Annotated in this window: 22 protein-coding genes; 12 read left to right on the top strand and 10 right to left on the bottom strand. The window is 70.5% G+C overall.

The genetic code is table 11. From position 1 onward, the window contains the following. The first annotated feature begins 19 nt into the window (after positions 1-19). Positions 20-190: a hypothetical protein gene (locus tag CLV67_RS51690; protein WP_170153743.1), complete on the top strand. Its 171-nt coding sequence runs from the start codon at positions 20-22 to the stop codon at positions 188-190. Here the strand turns inward: CLV67_RS51690 and dapE are convergent. After that, positions 187-1257, bottom strand: a complete 1071-nt coding sequence (gene dapE, locus CLV67_RS05780; protein ID WP_106316093.1) for a succinyl-diaminopimelate desuccinylase — start codon at positions 1255-1257, stop codon at positions 187-189. The two genes, CLV67_RS51690 and dapE, sit on opposite strands and share 4 nt — an antisense overlap. On the opposite strand from dapE, the gene dapD reads away from it, so the two are divergent. Continuing rightward, on the top strand, positions 1256-2242 hold the full coding sequence (gene dapD / locus CLV67_RS05775; RefSeq protein WP_239166014.1) for a 2,3,4,5-tetrahydropyridine-2,6-dicarboxylate N-succinyltransferase: 987 nt from the start codon (positions 1256-1258) through the stop codon (positions 2240-2242). The genes dapE and dapD overlap by 2 nt on opposite strands. 3 nt (positions 2243-2245) lie before the next feature. Here the strand turns inward: dapD and CLV67_RS05770 are convergent, their stop codons facing one another. Next, the gene (locus tag CLV67_RS05770) at positions 2246-3046 is read right to left on the bottom strand and encodes a LysR family transcriptional regulator ArgP (protein WP_106316092.1); all 801 of its coding nucleotides are present in this window, start codon (positions 3044-3046) and stop codon (positions 2246-2248) included. 71 nt (positions 3047-3117) lie between these two features. Here CLV67_RS05770 and CLV67_RS05765 point away from each other — a divergent pair, with 71 nt between their 5' ends. The 5 genes from CLV67_RS05765 (at position 3118) to CLV67_RS05745 (ending at position 7202) form a co-directional block, all read left to right on the top strand. Beyond that, positions 3118-3717 (top strand): LysE/ArgO family amino acid transporter, encoded by a 600-nt coding sequence (locus CLV67_RS05765; RefSeq protein WP_106316091.1) that lies wholly within the window; start codon positions 3118-3120, stop codon positions 3715-3717. A 47-nt stretch (positions 3718-3764) separates the two neighbouring features. After that, positions 3765-4802, top strand: a complete 1038-nt coding sequence (locus CLV67_RS05760; protein WP_106316449.1) for a DNA polymerase III subunit beta family protein — start codon at positions 3765-3767, stop codon at positions 4800-4802. 97 nt (positions 4803-4899) lie between these two features. After that, positions 4900-5649 (top strand): class I SAM-dependent methyltransferase, encoded by a 750-nt coding sequence (locus CLV67_RS05755; RefSeq protein WP_106316090.1) that lies wholly within the window; start codon positions 4900-4902, stop codon positions 5647-5649. 520 nt (positions 5650-6169) lie between these two features. Continuing rightward, positions 6170-6658 carry a hypothetical protein gene (locus CLV67_RS05750; protein WP_106316089.1) on the top strand — a complete coding sequence of 163 codons (489 nt, stop codon included), beginning with the start codon at positions 6170-6172 and terminating at the stop codon, positions 6656-6658. Positions 6659-6722: 64 nt separating this feature from the next. After that, a complete protein-coding gene (locus CLV67_RS05745; RefSeq protein ID WP_106316088.1) occupies positions 6723-7202 on the top strand; it encodes a hypothetical protein in 480 nt (159 codons plus the stop codon). 247 nt (positions 7203-7449) lie between these two features. Here CLV67_RS05745 and CLV67_RS50940 read toward each other — a convergent pair whose 3' ends face one another. After that, positions 7450-7746: a hypothetical protein gene (locus tag CLV67_RS50940; protein WP_146168992.1), complete on the bottom strand. Its 297-nt coding sequence runs from the start codon at positions 7744-7746 to the stop codon at positions 7450-7452. Between the two features lie 623 nt (positions 7747-8369). On the opposite strand from CLV67_RS50940, the gene CLV67_RS05735 reads away from it, so the two are divergent. Continuing rightward, entirely contained in the window at positions 8370-8933 is a 564-nt protein-coding gene (locus CLV67_RS05735) for a hypothetical protein (protein WP_106316448.1), read from the top strand. Positions 8934-8937: 4 nt separating this feature from the next. Here CLV67_RS05735 and CLV67_RS05730 read toward each other — a convergent pair whose 3' ends face one another. The 4 genes from CLV67_RS05730 to fdxA are packed head-to-tail and all read right to left on the bottom strand — an operon-like array spanning position 8938 to position 12345. Next, positions 8938-10185: a DUF4407 domain-containing protein gene (locus CLV67_RS05730; protein WP_106316086.1), complete on the bottom strand. Its 1248-nt coding sequence runs from the start codon at positions 10183-10185 to the stop codon at positions 8938-8940. 50 nt (positions 10186-10235) lie between these two features. Then, the gene (locus CLV67_RS05725) at positions 10236-10892 is read right to left on the bottom strand and encodes an SIMPL domain-containing protein (protein WP_106316085.1); all 657 of its coding nucleotides are present in this window, start codon (positions 10890-10892) and stop codon (positions 10236-10238) included. 32 nt (positions 10893-10924) lie between these two features. Then, on the bottom strand, positions 10925-12022 hold the full coding sequence (dapC, locus tag CLV67_RS05720) for a succinyldiaminopimelate transaminase (RefSeq protein ID WP_239166023.1): 1098 nt from the start codon (positions 12020-12022) through the stop codon (positions 10925-10927). Beyond that, entirely contained in the window at positions 12019-12345 is a 327-nt protein-coding gene (gene fdxA, locus CLV67_RS53140; protein ID WP_106316083.1) for a ferredoxin, read from the bottom strand. Before fdxA ends, dapC begins: the two co-directional genes overlap by 4 nt. A 78-nt stretch (positions 12346-12423) precedes the next feature. Here fdxA and CLV67_RS05710 point away from each other — a divergent pair, with 78 nt between their 5' ends. Next, the gene (locus CLV67_RS05710; RefSeq protein WP_106316082.1) at positions 12424-13395 is read left to right on the top strand and encodes a GNAT family N-acetyltransferase; all 972 of its coding nucleotides are present in this window, start codon (positions 12424-12426) and stop codon (positions 13393-13395) included. On the opposite strand, the gene CLV67_RS05705 is transcribed toward CLV67_RS05710, so the two are convergent. The 3 genes from CLV67_RS05705 to mshB all read right to left on the bottom strand — a co-directional run bounded on the left by CLV67_RS05705 (position 13392) and on the right by mshB (position 15334). Next, a complete protein-coding gene (locus CLV67_RS05705) occupies positions 13392-13862 on the bottom strand; it encodes a hypothetical protein (RefSeq protein WP_106316081.1) in 471 nt (156 codons plus the stop codon). The genes CLV67_RS05710 and CLV67_RS05705 overlap by 4 nt on opposite strands. A gap of 66 nt (positions 13863-13928) precedes the next feature. Beyond that, positions 13929-14459 (bottom strand): hypothetical protein, encoded by a 531-nt coding sequence (locus CLV67_RS05700; RefSeq protein WP_239166016.1) that lies wholly within the window; start codon positions 14457-14459, stop codon positions 13929-13931. Further along, positions 14456-15334 carry an N-acetyl-1-D-myo-inositol-2-amino-2-deoxy-alpha-D-glucopyranoside deacetylase gene (mshB, locus tag CLV67_RS05695; RefSeq protein WP_203736870.1) on the bottom strand — a complete coding sequence of 293 codons (879 nt, stop codon included), beginning with the start codon at positions 15332-15334 and terminating at the stop codon, positions 14456-14458. Before mshB ends, CLV67_RS05700 begins: the two co-directional genes overlap by 4 nt. 92 nt (positions 15335-15426) lie before the next feature. Here mshB and CLV67_RS05690 point away from each other — a divergent pair, with 92 nt between their 5' ends. From CLV67_RS05690 to CLV67_RS05680, 3 genes are all read left to right on the top strand, one after another. Then, a complete protein-coding gene (locus CLV67_RS05690; RefSeq protein WP_373873118.1) occupies positions 15427-17187 on the top strand; it encodes an alpha/beta hydrolase family protein in 1761 nt (586 codons plus the stop codon). Between the two features lie 67 nt (positions 17188-17254). Beyond that, positions 17255-17482 carry a hypothetical protein gene (locus CLV67_RS05685; RefSeq protein WP_239166017.1) on the top strand — a complete coding sequence of 76 codons (228 nt, stop codon included), beginning with the start codon at positions 17255-17257 and terminating at the stop codon, positions 17480-17482. A gap of 31 nt (positions 17483-17513) precedes the next feature. After that, positions 17514-18950 (top strand): TldD/PmbA family protein, encoded by a 1437-nt coding sequence (locus CLV67_RS05680; RefSeq protein WP_106316077.1) that lies wholly within the window; start codon positions 17514-17516, stop codon positions 18948-18950. The last annotated feature ends 289 nt before the right edge of the window (positions 18951-19239 follow it).

Raw genomic sequence — 19239 nt, 5'->3', positions numbered from 1 at the left:
CGGCGAAGGAGCGACCACCGTGACCAATCGAAACGACCGCCTCCGGATGCAGCGCCGGATCCGCCTCGTGCTGGAGGAACGGCGAGCCGCCTTCGCCGCTCGCGACTCCGAGCCCGCCGTGGATCCGGAGGCGACCATGGAGATCCCGCCACCGCAGCGCGCGGTGGGCCGGGTGACAGTTGAGTACTAGGGCGCGAGCCACCGGTACAGGGTGGCCGCGCCGTCGCGGATCTTGCCGATCTCGACGTGTTCGTCGGGAGCGTGCGCGAGGGACGGGTCACCCGGGCCGTAATTGAGCGCCGGGATGCCCAGCGCCGCGAACCGGGCCACGTCGGTCCAGCCGAGCTTGGCGGCCGGCTCGACACCGATGGTGGTGAGGAACTCGGCGGCCGGTGCGGCGTCGAGGCCGGGCATGGCGCCCGGAGCCGAGTCGGTGATCTCCAGGTCGAAACCGTCGAACACCTTGCGCAGGTGCTCGGCGGCGTCCTTCTCCGAGCGGTCCGGTGCGAAGCGCAGGTTGACCTCGACCTCGCAGGCGTCGGGCACCACGTTGCCGGCGACGCCCCCGGCGATCCGGACGGCGCTCAGACCCTCCCGGTACGTACAGCCGTCGATCGTGACGGTCCGCGCGCGGTAGTCGTCCAGCCGGCGCAGCACCTCACCGACGGCATGGATGGCGTTGGTCCCGCGCCAGGACCGGGCGGTGTGCGCCCGCCGGCCCGTCGTGCGCACGAGCGCGTGCACGGTGCCCTGACAGCCGGCCTCGACCGCGCCGAACGTCGGCTCGAGCAGCACCGCGAGGTCGGCCCGCAGCCACTTGGGGTGCTCCTGGGCGACCAGGTTGAGCCCGTTGAACTCGGACTCGATCTCCTCCGCCTCGTAGAACAGGTAGGTCACGTCGTAGCGCGGGTCGGGCAGGGTGACCGCCAGGTGCAGGGCGAGCGCGACCCCGCTCTTCATGTCGGAGGTGCCGCAGCCGTAGATCAGGTCGTCGACCACGGTGGACGGCAGGTTCCCGTTCACCGGGACGGTGTCGAGGTGCCCGGCGAGGATCACCCGCTGTTCGCGGCCCAGCCGGGTACGGGCCATCACCGTGTTGCCCAGGCGGCGGACACTCAGGTGACCGGCCTTCGACAGAACGTCCTCGACGCAGTCGGCGATCGCCTTCTCGTCGCGGGACACGGACTCGATGTCGACCAGGGCACGGGTGAGCACCACCGGGTCGAGCAGCACGTCCGGGGTAAGCGGGTTGGCCATGAGCGCACCATACCGGGGTCCCGGTAGGGTTCGGACCGTGGAAACCGCGATCTCGACTTCGCCCGCCTGGGGCATCGGCCTCGCCACCGTGACCGCCGAGGGACAGGTGCTCGACACCTGGTTCCCGGCCGGATACCTGGGCCTGGGCGATGAGCCCGCCGACGCTCCGGTGCTCCCCGCCGGACAGGCCGGCCCGAAGCTGCTGCCCGGACTGAGCACCGTCGAGGTACGGGTGGTGGTCAAGTCTCTGGCCGACCCGATCGCCGACGCGTCCGACGCGTACCTGCGCCTGCACCTGCTGTCGCACCGGCTGGTCCGGCCGAACGAGCTGAACCTGGACGGCATCTTCGGCAGACTGGCGAACGTGGCGTGGACGTCGGCCGGCCCGTGCCCGCCGGAGCGGGTCGACGAGCTGCGCTTCCTGGAGCGCGCGGCGGGCCGGCAGCTGGCCGTCTACGGCGTGGACAAGTTCCCCCGCATGACCGATTACGTGGTGCCGTCCGGGGTGCGGATCGCCGACGCCGACCGGGTCCGCCTCGGCGCGTACCTGGCCTCCGGCACCACCGTCATGCACGAGGGGTTCGTCAACTTCAACGCCGGCACGCTCGGCACCTCGATGGTCGAGGGCCGGATCGTGCAGGGTGTGGTGGTCGGCGACGGCTCGGACATCGGCGGCGGTTCGTCGATCATGGGCACGCTCTCCGGCGGCGGCAAGGACAAGGTGCGGATCGGTGAGCGCAGCCTGCTCGGCGCGAACGCGGGCGTCGGCATCTCGCTCGGCGACGACTGCGTGATCGAGGCCGGCACGTACATCACCGCGGCCTCCAAGATCACGCTGACCGACGGCCGTGTGGTGAAGGCCATCGAGCTCTCCGGTGTGAACAATCTCCTGTTCTGGCGTAACTCGGTCACCGGTGCTCTGGAGGCCAGGTCGCGCAAGGGCACCGGCATCGAGCTGAACAGCGCGCTGCACGCCAACGACTGATCTCTATCGCAAGACCTGGGCGGCCGCCGTGCGAACGGCGGCCGTCAGTGCGTCCAGGGCCGGTGAGGAGAGCCGCCAGCACTGCCAGTACAGCGGCACGTCCAGGTGACGGCCGGGGCGGATCTCGACGAGACGGCCGGCGTCCAGGTGCGGCCGGGCCTCGTGCTCGAAGAGCATGCCCCAGCCGAGACCCATGAGCAGAGCCCGGTTGAAGGCGGACGTGGCCGGCAGGTAGTGGATCGGCGGGTCCTGGGTCAGACCGAGGAATCGGTGCTGCAGCCGGTCCTTGCGGTTGTAGACCAGCATCGGCGCCGCCGCGTCGAGACCTGGTGCGGCCACGCCGAGGTAACGCATGACGCCCAGCTTCTCCACCCGGCAGCCCTGCACCGGCACGTGCTCGGAGGTGACCGCCGCCATCGCGGTGCCCGATCGCAGCAGCTCGGTGGTGTGCTCCTGGTCGTCGGTGTGGATCTCGAAGAGCACCCCGGGCACGTCCGTCAGCACCCGCAGGAACCAGCTGTCCAGCGAGTCCGCGTTGACGACCACCGAGATGCGGACGCTGTCGGCGCCCAGGAACTCCCGCTCCAGGAGTGCCACCTGATTGGCGAAGCGGAGCAGTCCCTGGCCGGCCGTGGTGGCCGTGCACGGTTTCGCCCGCCGGATCAGCACCTGGCCGACGGTCTGCTCGAGCGCCTTGATCCGCTGACTGACGGCGGACGGTGTGACGTGCAGCGCACGCGCCGCGGCCTCGAAGCTGCCCTGCTCGACGACGGCCTGGAAAGTAGTCAACTGCACCTGGTCCACGTTAAGCAACGCTAATCCATCGTCAGAATGATTAGCTGGAGTGATGTCAGAGCCGGCCGTAGCGTCGGGGCATGCTCTCCTCCGCCATCGCCGGGTTCGTCGCGTCCGCTGTGCTGATCATCGCCATCGGGGCCCAGAACGCGTTCGTCCTGCGCCAGGGATTGCGTCGGGAACACGTACTCCCGGTGGTCTTGACCTGTGCTCTTTCCGATCTCGCCCTGATCTCCGCGGGCATCGCCGGCCTCGGTGCCGTCCTCACCGCTCAGCCCGCGCTGATCACCGTGATCCGCTGGTCCGGCGCGATCTTCCTGCTCGGTTACGCGGTCCTGGCCGCCCGTCGCGCACTGCGTCCGGAGGCCCTCGACCCGGCGTCGAAGGCGCCCGCGACTTTGCGCGCGACGCTGCTCACGTGCCTCGCCCTGACATACCTCAACCCGCACGTCTATCTGGACACCGTTCTGCTGCTCGGCTCGGTCGCACAGCAGCACGCCGACCGCTGGGCCTTCGGTCTGGGCGCGGCGGCCGCCAGCCTGACCTGGTTCGTCTCGCTCGGCGTCGGCGCGCGCCGGCTCGCCCCACTACTGGCCCGGCCGTCCGCCTGGCGGGTGCTCGACGGATCGATCGCGCTGGTCATGGCCGGTCTCGGCATCACCCTGATCGTGCAAGCTTGACTCTCGAGAAGGTCGAGACACCAGAGTTCCGGGACGTGGAGAGCGACATGCGAGGCATCGGCGAGGTGGCCCGGGCCAGCGGGTTGAGCATCAGCGCGCTGCGGTTCTACGACAGCGCGGGCGTGCTCGTCCCGGCCGCGGTGGACCCGTCGACCGGCTATCGCCGGTACACCGCCGAGCAGATCAGAGCGGCCCGGCTCATCGCCGGGCTACGGCGGGTGGGGATGCCGGTCGCCGAGATCGCCGGGGCGGTCCAAGACCTTCTTCAAGACCCTGCTTCGGTACGGGTGAAGCTGGACGCCCATCTCGTTCGGCTGGAGTCGGGTCTCGCCGATGCCAGACGTGAGCTCCTCCGCCTGCACACCCTGCTCGACCTGGAGGAGAACCTGATGACCCGTATCACCCTGTCCGCCGCCGACCTGTCAGCTGCCCTCGGCGCCGTGCTGTTCGCCGCCGCCGGGTCCGCCGACCCGATCCCGGCCGGAGTGCTGTTCGAAACCGGCGACGACGCCGTCACGCTGGTCGCGACCGACCGGTTCCGGCTCGCCGTCGCCACCGCACCCGCCACCGTGGAGGGCTCGGCCGCCCGGCTGTTCCTGCCGTACGGTCTCGCCGAGCAACTGCACGACATCCGTACCGGCGCGATCACCATCGACCTGACCGCCGAACTGGTGACCGCCCGCGCCGGCGACCGGACCGTCGAGGGCGAGCCGATCGACATGGACTTCCCCGACTACCGCCGGCTGCTGCCCCCGGCCTCCCCCGCCGTCACCGTCGACGTGGCCGAACTGCGCGAACTGCTCGCAGGCGCCCCGGTGATCGACCGGGAGCACGAGGGCCGTCCCTACCCGGTCACGGTGCTCGCCCTCGACACCGAGGGCGGCCTCCGTTTCGCCGGAGCCGCTGAATGGGCCGCCGACACCGACTCGCACGTCGCGGTCAACCGGGAGTTCCTGCTCCAGGCCCTCGACGCGGGCGCCGCCGGACAGCTGGAGCTGGAACTCGACGGCCCGGTGAAGCCGTTGATCGTGCGCGCGGTAGGCGCCGAATCCCGTTTCTCGCTACTCATGCCGGTCCGCCATTGAGAGCTTGGTAACCGTTCAGCCACAGTCCGGCACCGGTCCTGGAAAGGCCGTGGGATCGAGTCGCTGGTGGAGACCTCGCCCGGTTACTTTCGCAGGCGTGCGCAGCAACCGGCAGGAGAAGGAACTCGACGCCGCGGCTACCGGCGCCTCCATGACCGGGTGGGAATTCGCCTGGCTGGACGGCCTGGCCGTGGCGTCCGAGCCGTCCTGGTCGTACCTTGACCAGGCCCGCGTCCTGCTGCGCCGCTCCGCCAGCGTCCTCGACCTCGACACCGGCGGCGGTGAGCTGCTCGCCGAGCTGGCCCCGCTCCCTCCGCACACCGTCGCGGTGGAGACCTGGGCACGCAACACTCCGGCCGCCCGCGAGCGGCTCGCCCCGTTCGGCGTCGCCGTGCAGACCGAGCTGCCCTCCGAGGAGAACGCGTTCGACCTGGTCCTGAGCCGGCACGGACGGCTCCCGGCCACCGACATCGCCCGGCTGCTCAAGCCCGGCGGCACGCTGCTCACCCAGCAGGTCGGCAGCGACGACATGGCCGAGCTGAACACCGCCCTCGGCGCCCCACCCCCGCATCCGCGCAGGTGGGACGCCGAGGTGGCGGCGGCGGCCCTGAGGGCGGCCGGGTTGCGGGTCACCGACGTGCGCGAGGAGCACCCGCTCCTGTCCTTCCACGACATCGCCGCGGTGGTCCGCCAGCTGCGATCGGTGCCCTGGCAGATCAGAGACTTCACCCCCCTGCGGTACGAACGTGAGCTCGCCCGCCTGTCGGCGACCATCCGGGCTCGGGGCGGGTTCACGGTGCGCTCTCACCGATTCCTCGTCCGGGCCGAGCGGCCGACAGAGGCATAAGGCGCAAGCTTCTTTCAGGGGATGGCCGCTGCCAGGCGGCCTAATCCTTCCGGGTACCGGGACAACAAATAGTTCCGAGCCCTTTTCCGTTTTCACTCCGCTTCACGACGAAACGGTGGCGTTGCTTCACGTTTCAAGCATCGCGGAAGGTCGGATCCGGGCCTTTCCGGCAATCCGAACGCGACTCAGGCTTGCCCTCCGGCGACGGCGGTGCACTGCGGCTGCTTCGCTGGTCGGGCGCTTTTCGTCGATCTTTCCGACGGCCGCCACGGATCGACCTGCGGGGCGGCCTCACCCCTGCGGGGTAGCCGGGACGGGCGCGCTGCGGCTCCGATCAGCACGCACTAGCCAGCCCTTGCGGACGATCGTCGAGTCAGGACGAGTCGGTCATCTTTGTCGCAGCGCCGGGTGGCCTTGTGGCCCCGGCGGACATCCGATTAACGACGCGATCCCCGTTTCAGTCGCGACCGACTAACGCGGGGTTACCGCACGCTTACCACGTTCCAGGAGGAACATTTCCATGGGCAAGTTCACCAAGCGCACCGCAGTCATCGCCGGCGTCGCCGCTCTCACCATCAGCGGCGGTGCCGCCTGGGCCGCAATCAACGGCTGGAGCATCGACGGCGAGGGCAAGGCGAACGCCAAGGCGGCGCAGGTCAAAAAGCTGACCGCGACGACCACCTTCACCGAGAACCTCTACCCCGGGTCGAAGTCGCCGCTGGACTCCACGATCAAGAACCCGAACGAATTCGGCGTCCAGCTCACCGGCCAGATTCAGGTGGACTCCGCGACCGCTACTCCGGCTGGAGCCGACGCCGACACCTGCGCTGCCGCCATGAAGGACGCTGGCATGTTCACCACCACCTTCCCCGGCACGCCAACCCTCCTCGCCGGTGAGGAGAAGCCCGTACCCGGTGACGTGACCATCGGCAGCATCCCGCAGGCATGCGCGGGTAAGACGATCAAGATCAACTACTCGTTCACCGCCGAGAGCCTCCCAGAGGCCTGATCCACCGCTCGGAGTGGGGGCAATGGGTGCGCCCCCACTCCATCGACACACATCAGGAAGGGCCATGCCGAAGAACCGGTGGATCGCGGTCATGACAGCGGTAGTGCTCAGCGGTGCCGTCGCCACCCTCACCGTCGTTTCCCCCTTCGCGGACGAGGACACCTTGGTGATGGTCAGCCGATCCGAAGGCCGGCAAAGCGGCGAGGTCCACTTCGAACTGAGAGGCAAGCCGGTCCGGAACCTCTACCCCGGCTCGACACGGCACATGAAGATCACCGTGGAGAACCCGCTCGACCAGCGCCTGAGGTTGGAGCAGGTGACCGCCGAAGTGTCCTCCTCGTCGCGACACGACTGCCCGACCATGCCCGCGAACCTCCAAGTCGGTGCTTACAGCGGCGGACTGCCGGTCACCGTGCATCCGGCCGGGCGCACCGAATTGCCGGGAGCGATCCCGATCACGATGCCGATGGGCGCATCCATCAACTGCGCCGGAACAGACTTCACTGTCACCATCTACGGTGTCGGCCTCCGGACGAACCGATGAGGCGCTCCGCGAAGTTCCTACTGATGGTCGCCGTGGTCATCGCCATGGGCACGGGTGGGACAGTTCTCGCCTACGCGGGCGGATGGATCCTGCCCGACAACAAGGCCACCCTCGCCGCCGGAGTCGCAGCGATGCCTCGTGGAGTCAAGCCGAGCGTGGCGAAGCAGAGCGGGCAGGCCGTGGTCGTGTGGCCGGCTCAGGAGATCGCGCCGGGATCTCTCATGGATCGTTATGTGGTCACGGCGCATCACACCGGCGCCTCCACCAAGCCGGACATCGCACGAACCGTCGTCGCGTCCGGGAACGCGACCGAGTCGGTGACCTTCACCGGCGCCGAACTGGCAGGCGGCACATGGAACTGGACGATCAGGCCGAAGTTCCAGGAATGGATCGGGGCAGCCAGCGGGAAAAGCCACAACCTAGCCTTCCCGGTGGCTCCCGTGGCCCGGTCGGCGACCCCTGGCGATTCGGCGACCGCATCGCCGACTTCGGGTTCGAGTCGCAGCCCGGCCACGGTCGTGTCGAGTTCCAGGCCGGCGGCCATGAAGTCCCCTGCCTCCGACGGCACGAAGGCGCCGGAAAAGCAACCGGAGACGACGACCCCAGAGCCGGTGAAGTCGGATGGTCCTCCGCCACAGCCGTTCGAGTCCAGCAGCGGCGAGGCGCCGGAGCCACCGGCCGAGAAATAAGACGAGATCTGTTCGAGCCCTCGGCGCGGCTGCGCCGAGGGCTCGAACGATCTCGGCAGCGATGCGATACAGCCGGTAGCCGTCTGTGGGGGCGGCACCTCCGGATGAGGGTCGCGGGAACCGGACGGGTGTGCGACGGCGACCGTTGGGCGTCGGGGCTGGGTTAACCGGTTACAGGCGGGCAGGGATCATCCGCGCCGCGTGGCCGTACGGTCGATCGCGTCACCCCGCAGGGGTAAGCCGTATCGGCAGACCTGTCCGATTTATGCGCTGGAAGGGCGGACGGAAAACCGATCACATCGGACATCTGCGTCGGGGAACGTTATATGAGCGCCGAACCCGGCATCTTTCCCACCGGCCTCCGAGGAGGAACGAGCCGCATGCCCGACCTGAGCGAAACCCGCGCGGCGGCCCCGACCCAGGTCGCTTCGTGAATCGGCGCGACACCCTACCCGGTTTCACCGAGAGCGACGGCCGCATGGCGTCGCATCTCGAGCTCGACACCGCCGACCATGAGGAGCCGACCTGGGAGGTGCGGCAGCCCGGGCCGCGGCGCCGGTTCGACCGGCGGGCCCGGATGATCCTCGGCGCGGCGGCGGTGGCGGCGTTGCTGGCCAATGCGGGGGCGGCCTGGGCGTACTGGCGGTTCAACAGCCCGGAACCTCAGGACGAGTGGGCGGCGGGCTCCCGGGTGGAGGTCACCCTGACCGCCATCTCGGATCCCGGGCGGCCGCTGCGGCCGGGCTCCACCGGGAACCTGACAATCACCGTCACCAACCAGCACGCGGCTTCCGTACAACTGACCTCGATCGTTCCCGGCCCGGGGCCGGTGATCGCCGACGAGGTGCATCGGGAGGCCGGCTGTGTCGAGCCCCGGGTGGAGTTCACCCGGAGCGAGTTCCCGGTGTCGTGGGAGGTGCCGCGGAACACGGTGGGGGCGTTCATCCTGAACGGCGCTCTGACGATGCGGGCCGGTGGATCGGCCGCGTGTCAGGGGGCTACGTTCACCGTTCCGGTGCGGGCCCAGGCCTCGCGGCCGTGAAGGATCAGGCGTTGATGCGGTGGCGCGGGATCGGACGCTCGATCCGCGCCGGGTCGACGACGACGGCGTCGTGCAGGACGTGCCTGGCCCGGTCGGTGGCGGCCCGGGCCAGGCCTCCGTCGTGGCTGGCCGCCTCGATGCCGTCGGCGATGACCTTGGCGGTGGCCTCTCCGTAGGTGCGGGCGTCGTGGATCTCACGCTCGTGCATGAGGGAGGCCTCGTGCTCGCGGAGCCGGGCGATCCGGGCCTCGGCCCGCTCGTAGGCGTTGCCGCGGGACACGAGCTTGAGGGCGATGGCCGCACAGTCCAGGGCCACCAGCAGCAGCGCGATACCGAGGTAGAAGACGCCGACACCCCAGAAGTCGGTGCGGATCAAATGCCACATCGCGGCGGTACGGGCACCGAAGCCGGAGTCTCCACGGACCACCTCGGCGTTGTCGGCGCGTTCGTCGCTGATCCGCTCGGCGAGCCGTGACTGTTCGCCGGCCCGGGCGGCACGCGCCTCCCGCTGGTCGCGTTGCAGGGCGGCGGCCTGCTTCTCGAGCCGTCCGGCCTGGTCGTCGAGGGAGCGCGAGCGGCGTACCAGCTGATGGCAGTAGCCGCCGCGGGGGCATCCGGGACTGCGGGTTACACCGCGGCCGGCCGAGTCGTCGAGGGCCTGCCGGTACGTCAGGCGGGAGTCCTCGCGTTTGCGGGCGGCCTCGTCGACGAGGCGGCGGACCGCGGAGTCGTCGGCGGCCGTCTCGTCGCGCAGTTCCGCGAGGCGGGCGGTGTATCCGGCGACCGCACCACCCGAGTCGAGTTCACTGAGCTGCTCGCTGTGCACCCGGGCCAGGTGGGCGTCGATCTCGCCGCGGTACCGGGCCAGCATCAGCGGTTCGGTGATGACGATCGCGAACAGCAGCGCCAGGCTGAGCCGGCCCAGGTACAGGCCGAGCGTGGGCGGGCGCAGCAGATGCCGCGGATCGGACGACTCCAGCCGTTCGTAGCTGATGGTCACCCGGCCCACCACGGCCCGGTCGTAGGCGACCACACCGACCGCCACCAGCGGCCCGACCAGCCACTGATACCAGGGATGGGTGTAGCCGGAACTGGCGTCGATGAACGCGGCCCCGCCCACCGTCGCGTAGACGAAGTAGAGCAGGATGAAGACGCCGATCGATCGATAAAGAACGCGGTCCGAGTGCGTCGCCACACTCCGGGGATTCACGTTCGCCACCCGCAGCAGCAGGTGCCCGAGGCCCTTGCGCATGCTGCCGAGTCTTGCCGACCACCCGGCCGCCCGGCGGCGTTTTCGGCGGATCAGGCTCGCAGGACCGTCGGATCCGTGATGGTGACCCGCAGCAGGACCTTGGCCTCGACCGTCTGCTGACGCGGGTCGAGCTCGAAGGCCGCGCTGTCGTCACCCTCGGCGCCCGCTCCGGCGGCGCCGACCCGCATCGCCATCGAGTACCCGCCACCGGCGGCGTCGGCGTCCGAGATCTCGACGATGCGGTCCAGCTCGGAACCGACCGCGGCGGCGTACTCCCGGGCCCGGTCCAGGGCGTCGGTGACGGCCTCACGGCGTACATCGGCTCCGGCCCGGCTGCCCGGACGAAGCCGCCACCAGGGACCGGAGACCTGGACGGAGTCGCCGGAGGCGAGTTGCGCGAGCAGTTCGCCGAGCGAGTCGAAGTCGCGGACCGTCACGGTGGTGGTGAGGGAGCCCGAATGCATCGCGCTGCGCTCGCCGCGGCGGCGGTACTCCTGGTAGACGTGCAGGCCGGCGGTCTCCCGGCGCTCGACGGCCGGGCCGTAACGGTCAAGGATCTCGCTGACCTCCGCGGCCCGCTTGGTGAGGCGGGCGACCACGGAGGGCTTGTCGCGGTCCTTGGCGGTGACCGTCACCGAGAAGACGGCCTGCTCCGGTGGGACGTCACGGCGTGCCTCGCCGTGGACGGTCACGATCGTGGGGTCCACGGCGGGCACTCCTTCTTGCAGCGAGACGAGCTCTACAAAGTGGCGAGGCGCTCGGCCGCGGCCGACACCCGCTCGTCGGTCGCGGTCAGGGCGATTCGTACGTGTTTCGCGGCGGACGGGCCGTAGAAGGCGCCCGGAGCCGCGAGGATGCCGAGCCGGGCGAGCCGGTCGACGGTGGCCCAGCAGTCCTCGTCGCGGGTCGCCCACAGGTAGAGACCCGCCTCCGACCAGCTGATCTCGAAACCGGCCTTGAGCAGCGCCGGTCGCAGGATCTCGCGGCGGGCCGCATAGCGGTCACGCTGCTCGGCCACGTGCGTCTCGTCGGTCAGCGCGGCCACCATGGCGGCCTGCACCGGAGCCGGGACGATCATGCCGGCGTGTTTGCGCACCGTGAGCAGCTCGCCGATCAGGGCCGGGTCGCCACCGACGAACCCGGCACGGTAACCGGCCAGGTTGGAGCGCTTGGAGAGCGAGTGCACGGCCAGCACGCCGGTGTAGTCACCACCGGTCACCTCGTCGGCGAGCACCGACACCGGGGTCGTCTCCCAGCCGAGCGACACGTAGCACTCGTCGCTGACCACGGTGACGCCGCGCTCGCGGCCCCAGTCGACGACCTTGCGCAGGTGCTCGGCCGGGAGCACCTTGCCGGTCGGATTGGACGGTGAGTTGATCCAGATCAGCTTGACCCGGGGGTCGGGGCCGATCGCGGTCAGCGAGTCCGCCCGGATCACCTCGGCGCCGGCCAGGCGCGCGCCCGCCTCGTACGTCGGGTAGCAGACGGACGGGATGACGACGACGTCGCCGGGGCGCACGCCGAGCAGCGTGGGCAGCCAGGCGACCAGCTCCTTGGATCCGATCGTCGGCAGCACGCCGAGGTCACCGCTCGCCCGGCACTCCCGCGCCAGCCAACCGGCGATCGCGGCACGCAGCCGCGGCGTGCCGGCGGTCAGTGGGTAGCCGGGCGAGTCGGAGGCGTCCGCGAGGGCCTGCCGGACGGCCGCGGGGACCGGGTCGACCGGGGTGCCGATCGACAGGTCCACGATGCCGTCCGGGTGGGCGGCCGCGAGTGCCTTGGCCGGCTCCAGCAGGTCCCAGGGGAAGTCCGGCAGTGCCGACGACAGGGCGCTCAGTGTGCGTCCCCACGCGGGGGCTGGGAGAGCACGAACGGCGTGTCCTTGTCGATCTTGCCGACCTTGGAGGCGCCGCCGGGCGAACCGAGGTCCTCGAAGAACTCGTAGTTCGCGTTCGTGTAGTCCTTCCACTGCTCCGGGACGTCGTCCTCGTAGAAGATCGCCTCCACCGGGCAGACCGGCTCACAGGCCCCGCAGTCGACGCACTCATCGGGGTGGATGTAGAGCATCCGGTTGCCCTCATAGATGCAGTCGACCGGGCATTCCTCGATACATGCCTTGTCGAGAACATCGACGCAGGGCTCAGCGATGATGTAGGTCACGGGTCTTTCCCTTCAAAGCCACGCCGGAAGCCGACGACGAATTGCAGAGCCTAGTATTCCCGCCGAAGGAGGTGATGCGTGCTCCGACAGCAGGATGTGGGACACCGGGTGGTGGTACGGCGAATTGTAGGCGTAACCGGGGACCGCACGCTCTTCACGGATGCGCTCGGTGAGCTCGTGGACCTCACGGAGACCGATCTCACACTCGCCACCGACAAGGGCACCATCCGCGTGCCGCTGCGGGAGGTGCACCGGGCCAAGCGGGTCCCACCGGCGCGACGGCCCAGCGCGGCGGCCGTGATCGCTCTCGAACTCGCCGCCGACGAGGCGTGGCCGGCGCCGGTCCGCGGCCGGTTGGGCGGCTGGCTGCTGCGTGCCGCGGAGAACTGGACCGGCCGGGCCAACTCGGCGCTCGCCGTCGGCGATCCGGACCGCCCGCTCGACGCGGCCATCGACGCGGTCGTCAAGTGGTACGGCGAACGCGGCCAGCGACCTCTGATCAACGCGCCGATGCCGCTGGCCGCCCCGGTGAACGCGACCCTCGACGAGCGCGGCTGGACGAGCCGCCCGCTCACCCTGGTGCAGACCGCCTCGCTGGCCCCGATCCTGGCCGCTCCGGCCCGCACCGACCTGCCGCCGGTCGATCTGGCCGACTCCGGTGGCGACGACTGGTACACGATGGTCGCCGACCACAAGGGCGGCCTGCCGGCGGCGGCCCGGACCATCCTGAACGGCGTGCCGGACCGCGTGTTCGCCCACGTGCGCGACAGCGACGGCGAACTGCTCGCGGTGGCGCGCGGCGCGGTCAGCGGACCGGATCGCTGGCTCGGCGTGTCGCTGGTGCAGACCGCTCCGGCGGCACGCCGGCGCGGCCTGGGCGCGCATGTCGTACGAGGTCTCGCGCAGTGGGCGACGCAGCGCGGCGCGAGCCGGGCTTACCTGCAGGTGGAGGAACGGAACACGCCGGCCGTCGCGTTGTACGGCCGGCTCGGGTTCAGCACCCACCACACCTACCTGACCAGGCAGGCGCCGGACCAGGACGGGTCCTAGCGGCCGACGACCCGGCGGGGACGGACCTTGCGGGCCTCGGTGTACGCCTTCAACGCCTTGGAGCGGTAGTCGCGACCGAGCATGACGGCGATCCAGTAGCCGACCACCGTGCCCGCGATCGCGCAGCCCGAGTAGAGCCAGACCTGCGCGAAGAAGTCACCCGCACCGTTCGCGAACGGGCCGTGGCCGCTGACGAACGGTCCCACCAGAACGGTCAGGGCCATGCCGCCGAGCGCGCCGAACCCGATGTCGGGCAGCCAGACGCCCGGCTTCTCCCGCTGCGCGCGGATGAAGGTGAGCACGCCCAGGACCACCGCGATCACCGCGAACATGATGATCGAGGCCAGTCCCTGTGTGCCGCTGTCGGCGTCGTCGATGCTGAACCTGATCACCAGCCGGGCGACCACGTTGACCAGGAACAGGGCGACGGCCAGCACCGCGATCCGGAACCAGCGCTGCTGCCTCATCTCGTTCTCCTCCGAAGAGCACCGTGAATTTCTCCGGTCATCTTGGCGGATGGTGTGCGTTGATTCCTAGACACTGCCTGTGAGTTCGCTGTTTTTCTTCAACGGACTGAGGATCAGCTGGTACACGTACACCGCGAAGGTCAGACTCCCGGCCAGGATGGTCACGAGGGCCACCCAGTTCTCCCCGCCGAGCAGGTAGTCGCCCTCGGACGTCCGGCTGCTCGCGGCGAGCATCATGATCAGCGTCCAGAGCGCCCACGGCGGGCCGGCCGCCCAGCGACGACCGGTCGTGGTCACCGCGAACCAGGCGATGCCCCAGTTCGCCACGATGGTCAGCGGGACGACCAGCGGCAGCGCGGCGCCACTCCCCTCGTACGGCGAGCGGCCGTCCAGCAGCGCGCCGATCGCCCCGATCCGCAGCGAGCTCAGCTCCAGCTCGAGCAGCGCGGTGACCACGGTGGCGATGATCGAGATGCTGACGCCGGCCGCCCGGATGACGACGTCCAGCGCCGTCGACGTCTCCCGTTGCGGGCCGCCGGTCGCGGGCCAGGGCACGGGGACCGGCGCGGTCTCGGGTGCCGCCTCCGGGCCGGTCATCTCTCCGCCACGTCGAGGCCGCTGAACAGGTCGTCCTCCCAGTCGAACGGGCCCGACACGACGCCGCGCTCGCCCTTGACGAGGGTGTAGTACTCCACGCCCATGAACTCGCCGCCGAAGTCACCGGCGATGCCGTACAGCCAGGAGTTGTCCGGAATCTGGGTGGCGTGGGCGCGCATCGCCGCGGTCTTCTCGGCGTAGTGGTCGGTGCCGTCGATGCGGGCCGCGATGGCCTCGTCGGGCGTGCCGAACGGCAGGTCCTCGACCTTCTCCACCTCGGCGAACGGGTTGCTCTCCGAATCGCGGAACGCCTCCATGCCGTCGAGCAGCACGGACAGCGGCATCGCCGTCCAGTAGATCTTGGACGGGCCGTCCTCGCCGGCCAGCTCCGCGGCGCGCATCGCGACCCGGTGGGCCTGGATGTGGTCGGGATGACCGTAGAAGCCGTTCTCGTCGTACGTGATCATCACCTGTGGCTTGATCTCGCGCATGATCTCGACCAGGTGGGCGGCCGCCTCGTCCAGATCGGCGCCCCAGAACGCACGTGGGTGCTCGTTGGTGGGCAGGCCCATCATGCCGGAGTCGCGATAGCGGCCGACGCCGCCGAGCATCCGGTGGTCGGTGACACCCAGCGCGGCACAGGCGCGTTCCCACTCCACCAGGCGGTAACCGCCGAGCTGGTCGGAGTGCGCGGCGCCGAGCTGCTCCAGAGCCGGCACGTGGATCTCACCCTCCTCACCGAGGGTGCAGGTCACCAGGGTCACGTGGGCACCGGACGAGACATAGTGCGCCATGGTCGCGCCGGTGCCGATCACCTCGTCGTCGGGGTGCGCGTGAACCAGCAGCAGGCGTCGGGCGGGCAACTCTTCAGTCACGGCGGATACTGTACGCGCGACCACCGACAGGTTCGCTTCACCAGCCCGCGGTTTGCCCGGCGCGAGTCGCCCCGATCGGCGATGCTGGGGCCGTGGAGCATCCGTACGCCGTGACCGTCGGGGCCGATGGTGCCCGAGTCGTGTTCCTCCGCTCGTCGGAACTCTGGCAGCTCGACCTCCCCGCCGGGGTGGAGCGCCGGGTGGTGGACGGGCCGGTCGGCTCGTACGCGACCGACCGCGACGCCCGGGTGGCCGCCGTGATCCGGGGCGGGCGGCTGTTCCGGGCCGATCTCGTCACCGGCGCCGTCACCGGCGTTCCGGCCGCCGGGCCCGCCTTCGACGCCCGGCCCGATCCGCTCGGCGGCTCCATCGGGTACATCACCGATCCGGACGGGGCGGCGTCGCTGCACGTCACCGGGCCGGAGGGCGACCGGCTGCTGGCCGGCGAGCCGGGCAACGCGTGGCGCGAACACGGCGGGACGATCTCGTGGGGGATGCCGGGTGCGTACGCGAGCGAGTTCGGGCGTACCCGGGGATGGTGGTGGTCGCCGGACGGCACGCAGATCCTTGCCGTTCGCAGCGCCCGGACGGTCAGCCTGCATCTTCTCGACCTGGACTACGGCTGGGTCGACGTGCACTGGGACCGGGAGACATACCCGCATCTGGCCCAGGTCCGCTGGGTCGGCGGCGGCCCGCTCATCACCGTGCTGCGCCGGATGCAGCAGCACGGCCTCGTCCTCTCGATCGATCCGCGGACCGGCGAGACGCAGGTGCACGCCGAGCTGGCCGACGCCCGCTGGGTGGAGCCGATCCCGGGCACGCCACGGCATCTGCCGGACGGCCGGGTGCTGGTCGGCGGAGAGCTGGCGCACGACGGCTTCGACGCCCGATGCCTCTTCGCCGACGGCAGCCTGCTGACGCCGCCCGGTCTCTACGTCCGCCGGGTGGCCGGGACGCTGCCGCGCTCCGGCGGTCCGGCCGGGGCGCCGGATCTGATCGTCGAGGGCAGCATGGGCGATCCGGCGGTCCGCGAGGTGCTGCGGGTGCGCACCTCGCTCGGTGGCGGCGGGCCGGAGGTCACCCGCGTCGCCGTGCTGACCGGCGACGACCGGGTCACCGTGGGCGGTGACGTAATGGTCGCCGGGAACCGGGTGTGGCACGGCGACCGGGTCATCACGCTGCGGTCGGACCGGCCCGGACCGTCCGGCCGGCCCGCGCCCGCGTTCGAGCGGGTCACCGATCGCCGGCTTCCGGCAGCGGTCCTCTACCCCACCGGCCACGTCGGCGGGACCCGGCTCCCGGTGCTGGTAACCCTCGGCGACGGGCCGGGCCACCAGCAGGTCCTTGCGGACCCGGGGACGTGGGTGGAGCGACGGCGGTTCGCCGACTCCGGCTTCGCGGTGGTCAGTGTCGATTCCCGGGGTACGCCCGGAGTGGCGCCCAGCTTCGAGAAGGCGGTCCACCGGCGGCTCGCCGACGTGGTGCTCTCGGACCACGCCGACGCCCTGCTGGCGCTGCACGGCAAGCATCCCGACCTCGATCTCGGCCGGGTGGCGGTGCTCGGAGCCGGGCTGGGCGGGTGGCTGGCAGCGCTCGCCGTGCTGCGCCGGCCGGAGGTGTTCCACCGGGCGGTGGCCCGCCGGCCGGTCACCGACTGGTCGCAGGTTCCGGCGCCGGTGGCCGAGCGCTATCTGGGTGACCGGGCCGACTCCCCGGACGTATATTCGCACCACTCGCTGCGCGAGGCCGGGTCCTCCCCGGACGTGCTGCTGGTCGGTGCCGAGCTGGACGGCTTCCGGTCGTGTCCGGCCGCGACCCTCGAGGAGGAGCTGACCTTCCTGAAAGAGTGGTAGTCGCCCGTAGGATGTCATGGAGCATGATGCCGTGAGACACCTGCCGATGGACAAGGCGGGAGACGCCATGACGACCCCCCTCCACCTCGACAAGCAGACCTGGACCGAGTCGGAGTTCCTGGCCATCGGCGAAACGCCCGAGCTGGTGGATCCCAGGACCGCGACACTTCAGGTCTATGCGCTCGTCGAGGGAAAGTATGTGGAGCACGCCACCGGTGCTCCCGGTTTGCCTCTGACACTTACCGAGCCGGTGGCGGTGACCATCGATCCGGCGGATCTGCTGCCGCCTCGCTGAAACTGTCGTACCCGGCGCATAGGGTCGGGTCATGACCCACTTCGATGAGGCGGGGGCGGCAGTGCAGGCCGCACTCGACGCGGGCGCACGCTATGCCGACGCCAGGGTGATGATCAGACGATCCGAGACCATGTCGGCCCGTGACGGTGACGTCGAGGACCTCGGCTTCGACGAGAGTTCCGGGCTGGGAGTGCGGGCTCTGGTCGGCTCCAGCTGGGGCTTCTACGCCGTGCCTGATCTCTCTGAATCCTCAGCCCGTGCGGCCGGGAGGCGCGCCGCCCAGATCGCCGCCGCCAGCGCCGCGGTCCCGGGCTCCCCCACCGATCTGATGCCGTCCCGGGCCGTGACCGCGAGCTGGGCCAGCGACTGCGTGATCGATCCGCTGAGCGTGCCGCTCTCCGACAAGGGTGACCTGCTGGTCCGGGCGACCGCCGCGGCGAAGGCCGCGGGCGCCGACGTGGCCGAGGCCAACTATGCCGTCTGGGACACCCGCAAGTGGTTCGTCTCCAGCGAGGGCCATCGCATCGACCAGCACATCCGCGAGTGCGGCGCCGGTGTCACGGCGATCGCGATCGGCGACGGCGAGGTGCAGCGGAGGTCCTGGCCGTCGCACCGTGGCCAGTTCGGCACCCGGGGCTGGGAGCTGGTCGACGAGATCGACCTGGTCGGCAACGCCCCACGGATGGCCGAGGAGGCCCGGGCCCTGCTGACCGCGCCGCTCTGCCCGGCCGGCGAGACCGATCTGGTGCTCGGCGGCGAGCAGCTGGCCCTGCAGATCCACGAGTCGGTGGGGCACGCCATCGAGCTGGACCGGATCCTCGGCTGGGAGGCCGCGTTCGCCGGCACGAGCTGGCTCGATCTGAGTCTGCTCGGTTCGCTGCGCTACGGGTCCGAGTTGATGAACATCACGATCGACCCGACGTTCCCGGGTGCGCTCGGCAGCTTCGGGTTCGACGACGAGGGCACACCGGCGGCGAAACGGCACGCGGTCCGCGACGGGCTGTGGGTGGGGGTGCTGGCCGGGCGTGACTCGGCGGCGGTCGCCGGGCTCGACTACGCGGGCAGTGTCCGGTCGGACGGCTGGTCCCGGCTGCCGATGGTGCGGATGACCAATGTCGGCCTGGAGCCGGGGCCACACACGCTCGACGAGATCGTCGCGGCCACCGACGACGGCGTATTCATGGACATCAACCGGTCCTGGTCGATCGACGACCGGCGGCTCAACTTCCAGTTCGGCTGTGAGTACGGCTACGAGATCAAGAACGGGAAGCTGGGGCGGATGCTGCGCAACCCGACCTACACCGGGATCGGGCCACGGTTCTGGCAGTCGATGGACATGCTGTCCAGCGAGACGATCGCGTGGGGCACCCCCAACTGCGGCAAGGGTCAGCCCGGCCAGATCGGCCACACCGGTCATCCGGCAGCGCCGGCCCGGTTCAAGAACGTTCGGGTGGGGGTGCGCGGATGAGCCGCCCGGCGGGTTCCCCCATGGTCCCTTTCCTCCCGGCAGCCGATGACGCCCCCGCGGCTCCCCTCCTTCCCGCTGACCGCCCGGTTCCGGCGGCTCCCTTCCCTCCCGCAGTCCCTTCCGCTCCCTCGGCTCCCACCGCCGACCGCCTGGCGCCGGCAGCCCTCTTCCCGCCCGTGAGTCGCCCCGCTCCCTCAGCTGTCCCCACCGACCGCCCGGTTCCGGGGGCTCCCTTTTCTCCTGCCGGCCACCGTGCTCCCGCGGCTCCCCCTCCTCCCGTTGACCGTCC

Origin of the sequence: Actinoplanes italicus, assembly GCF_003001815.1 — a bacterium.
In the GTDB taxonomy this organism is placed as follows: domain Bacteria; phylum Actinomycetota; class Actinomycetes; order Mycobacteriales; family Micromonosporaceae; genus Actinoplanes; species Actinoplanes italicus.
This window is presented reverse-complemented; position numbering and strand designations above follow the sequence as displayed.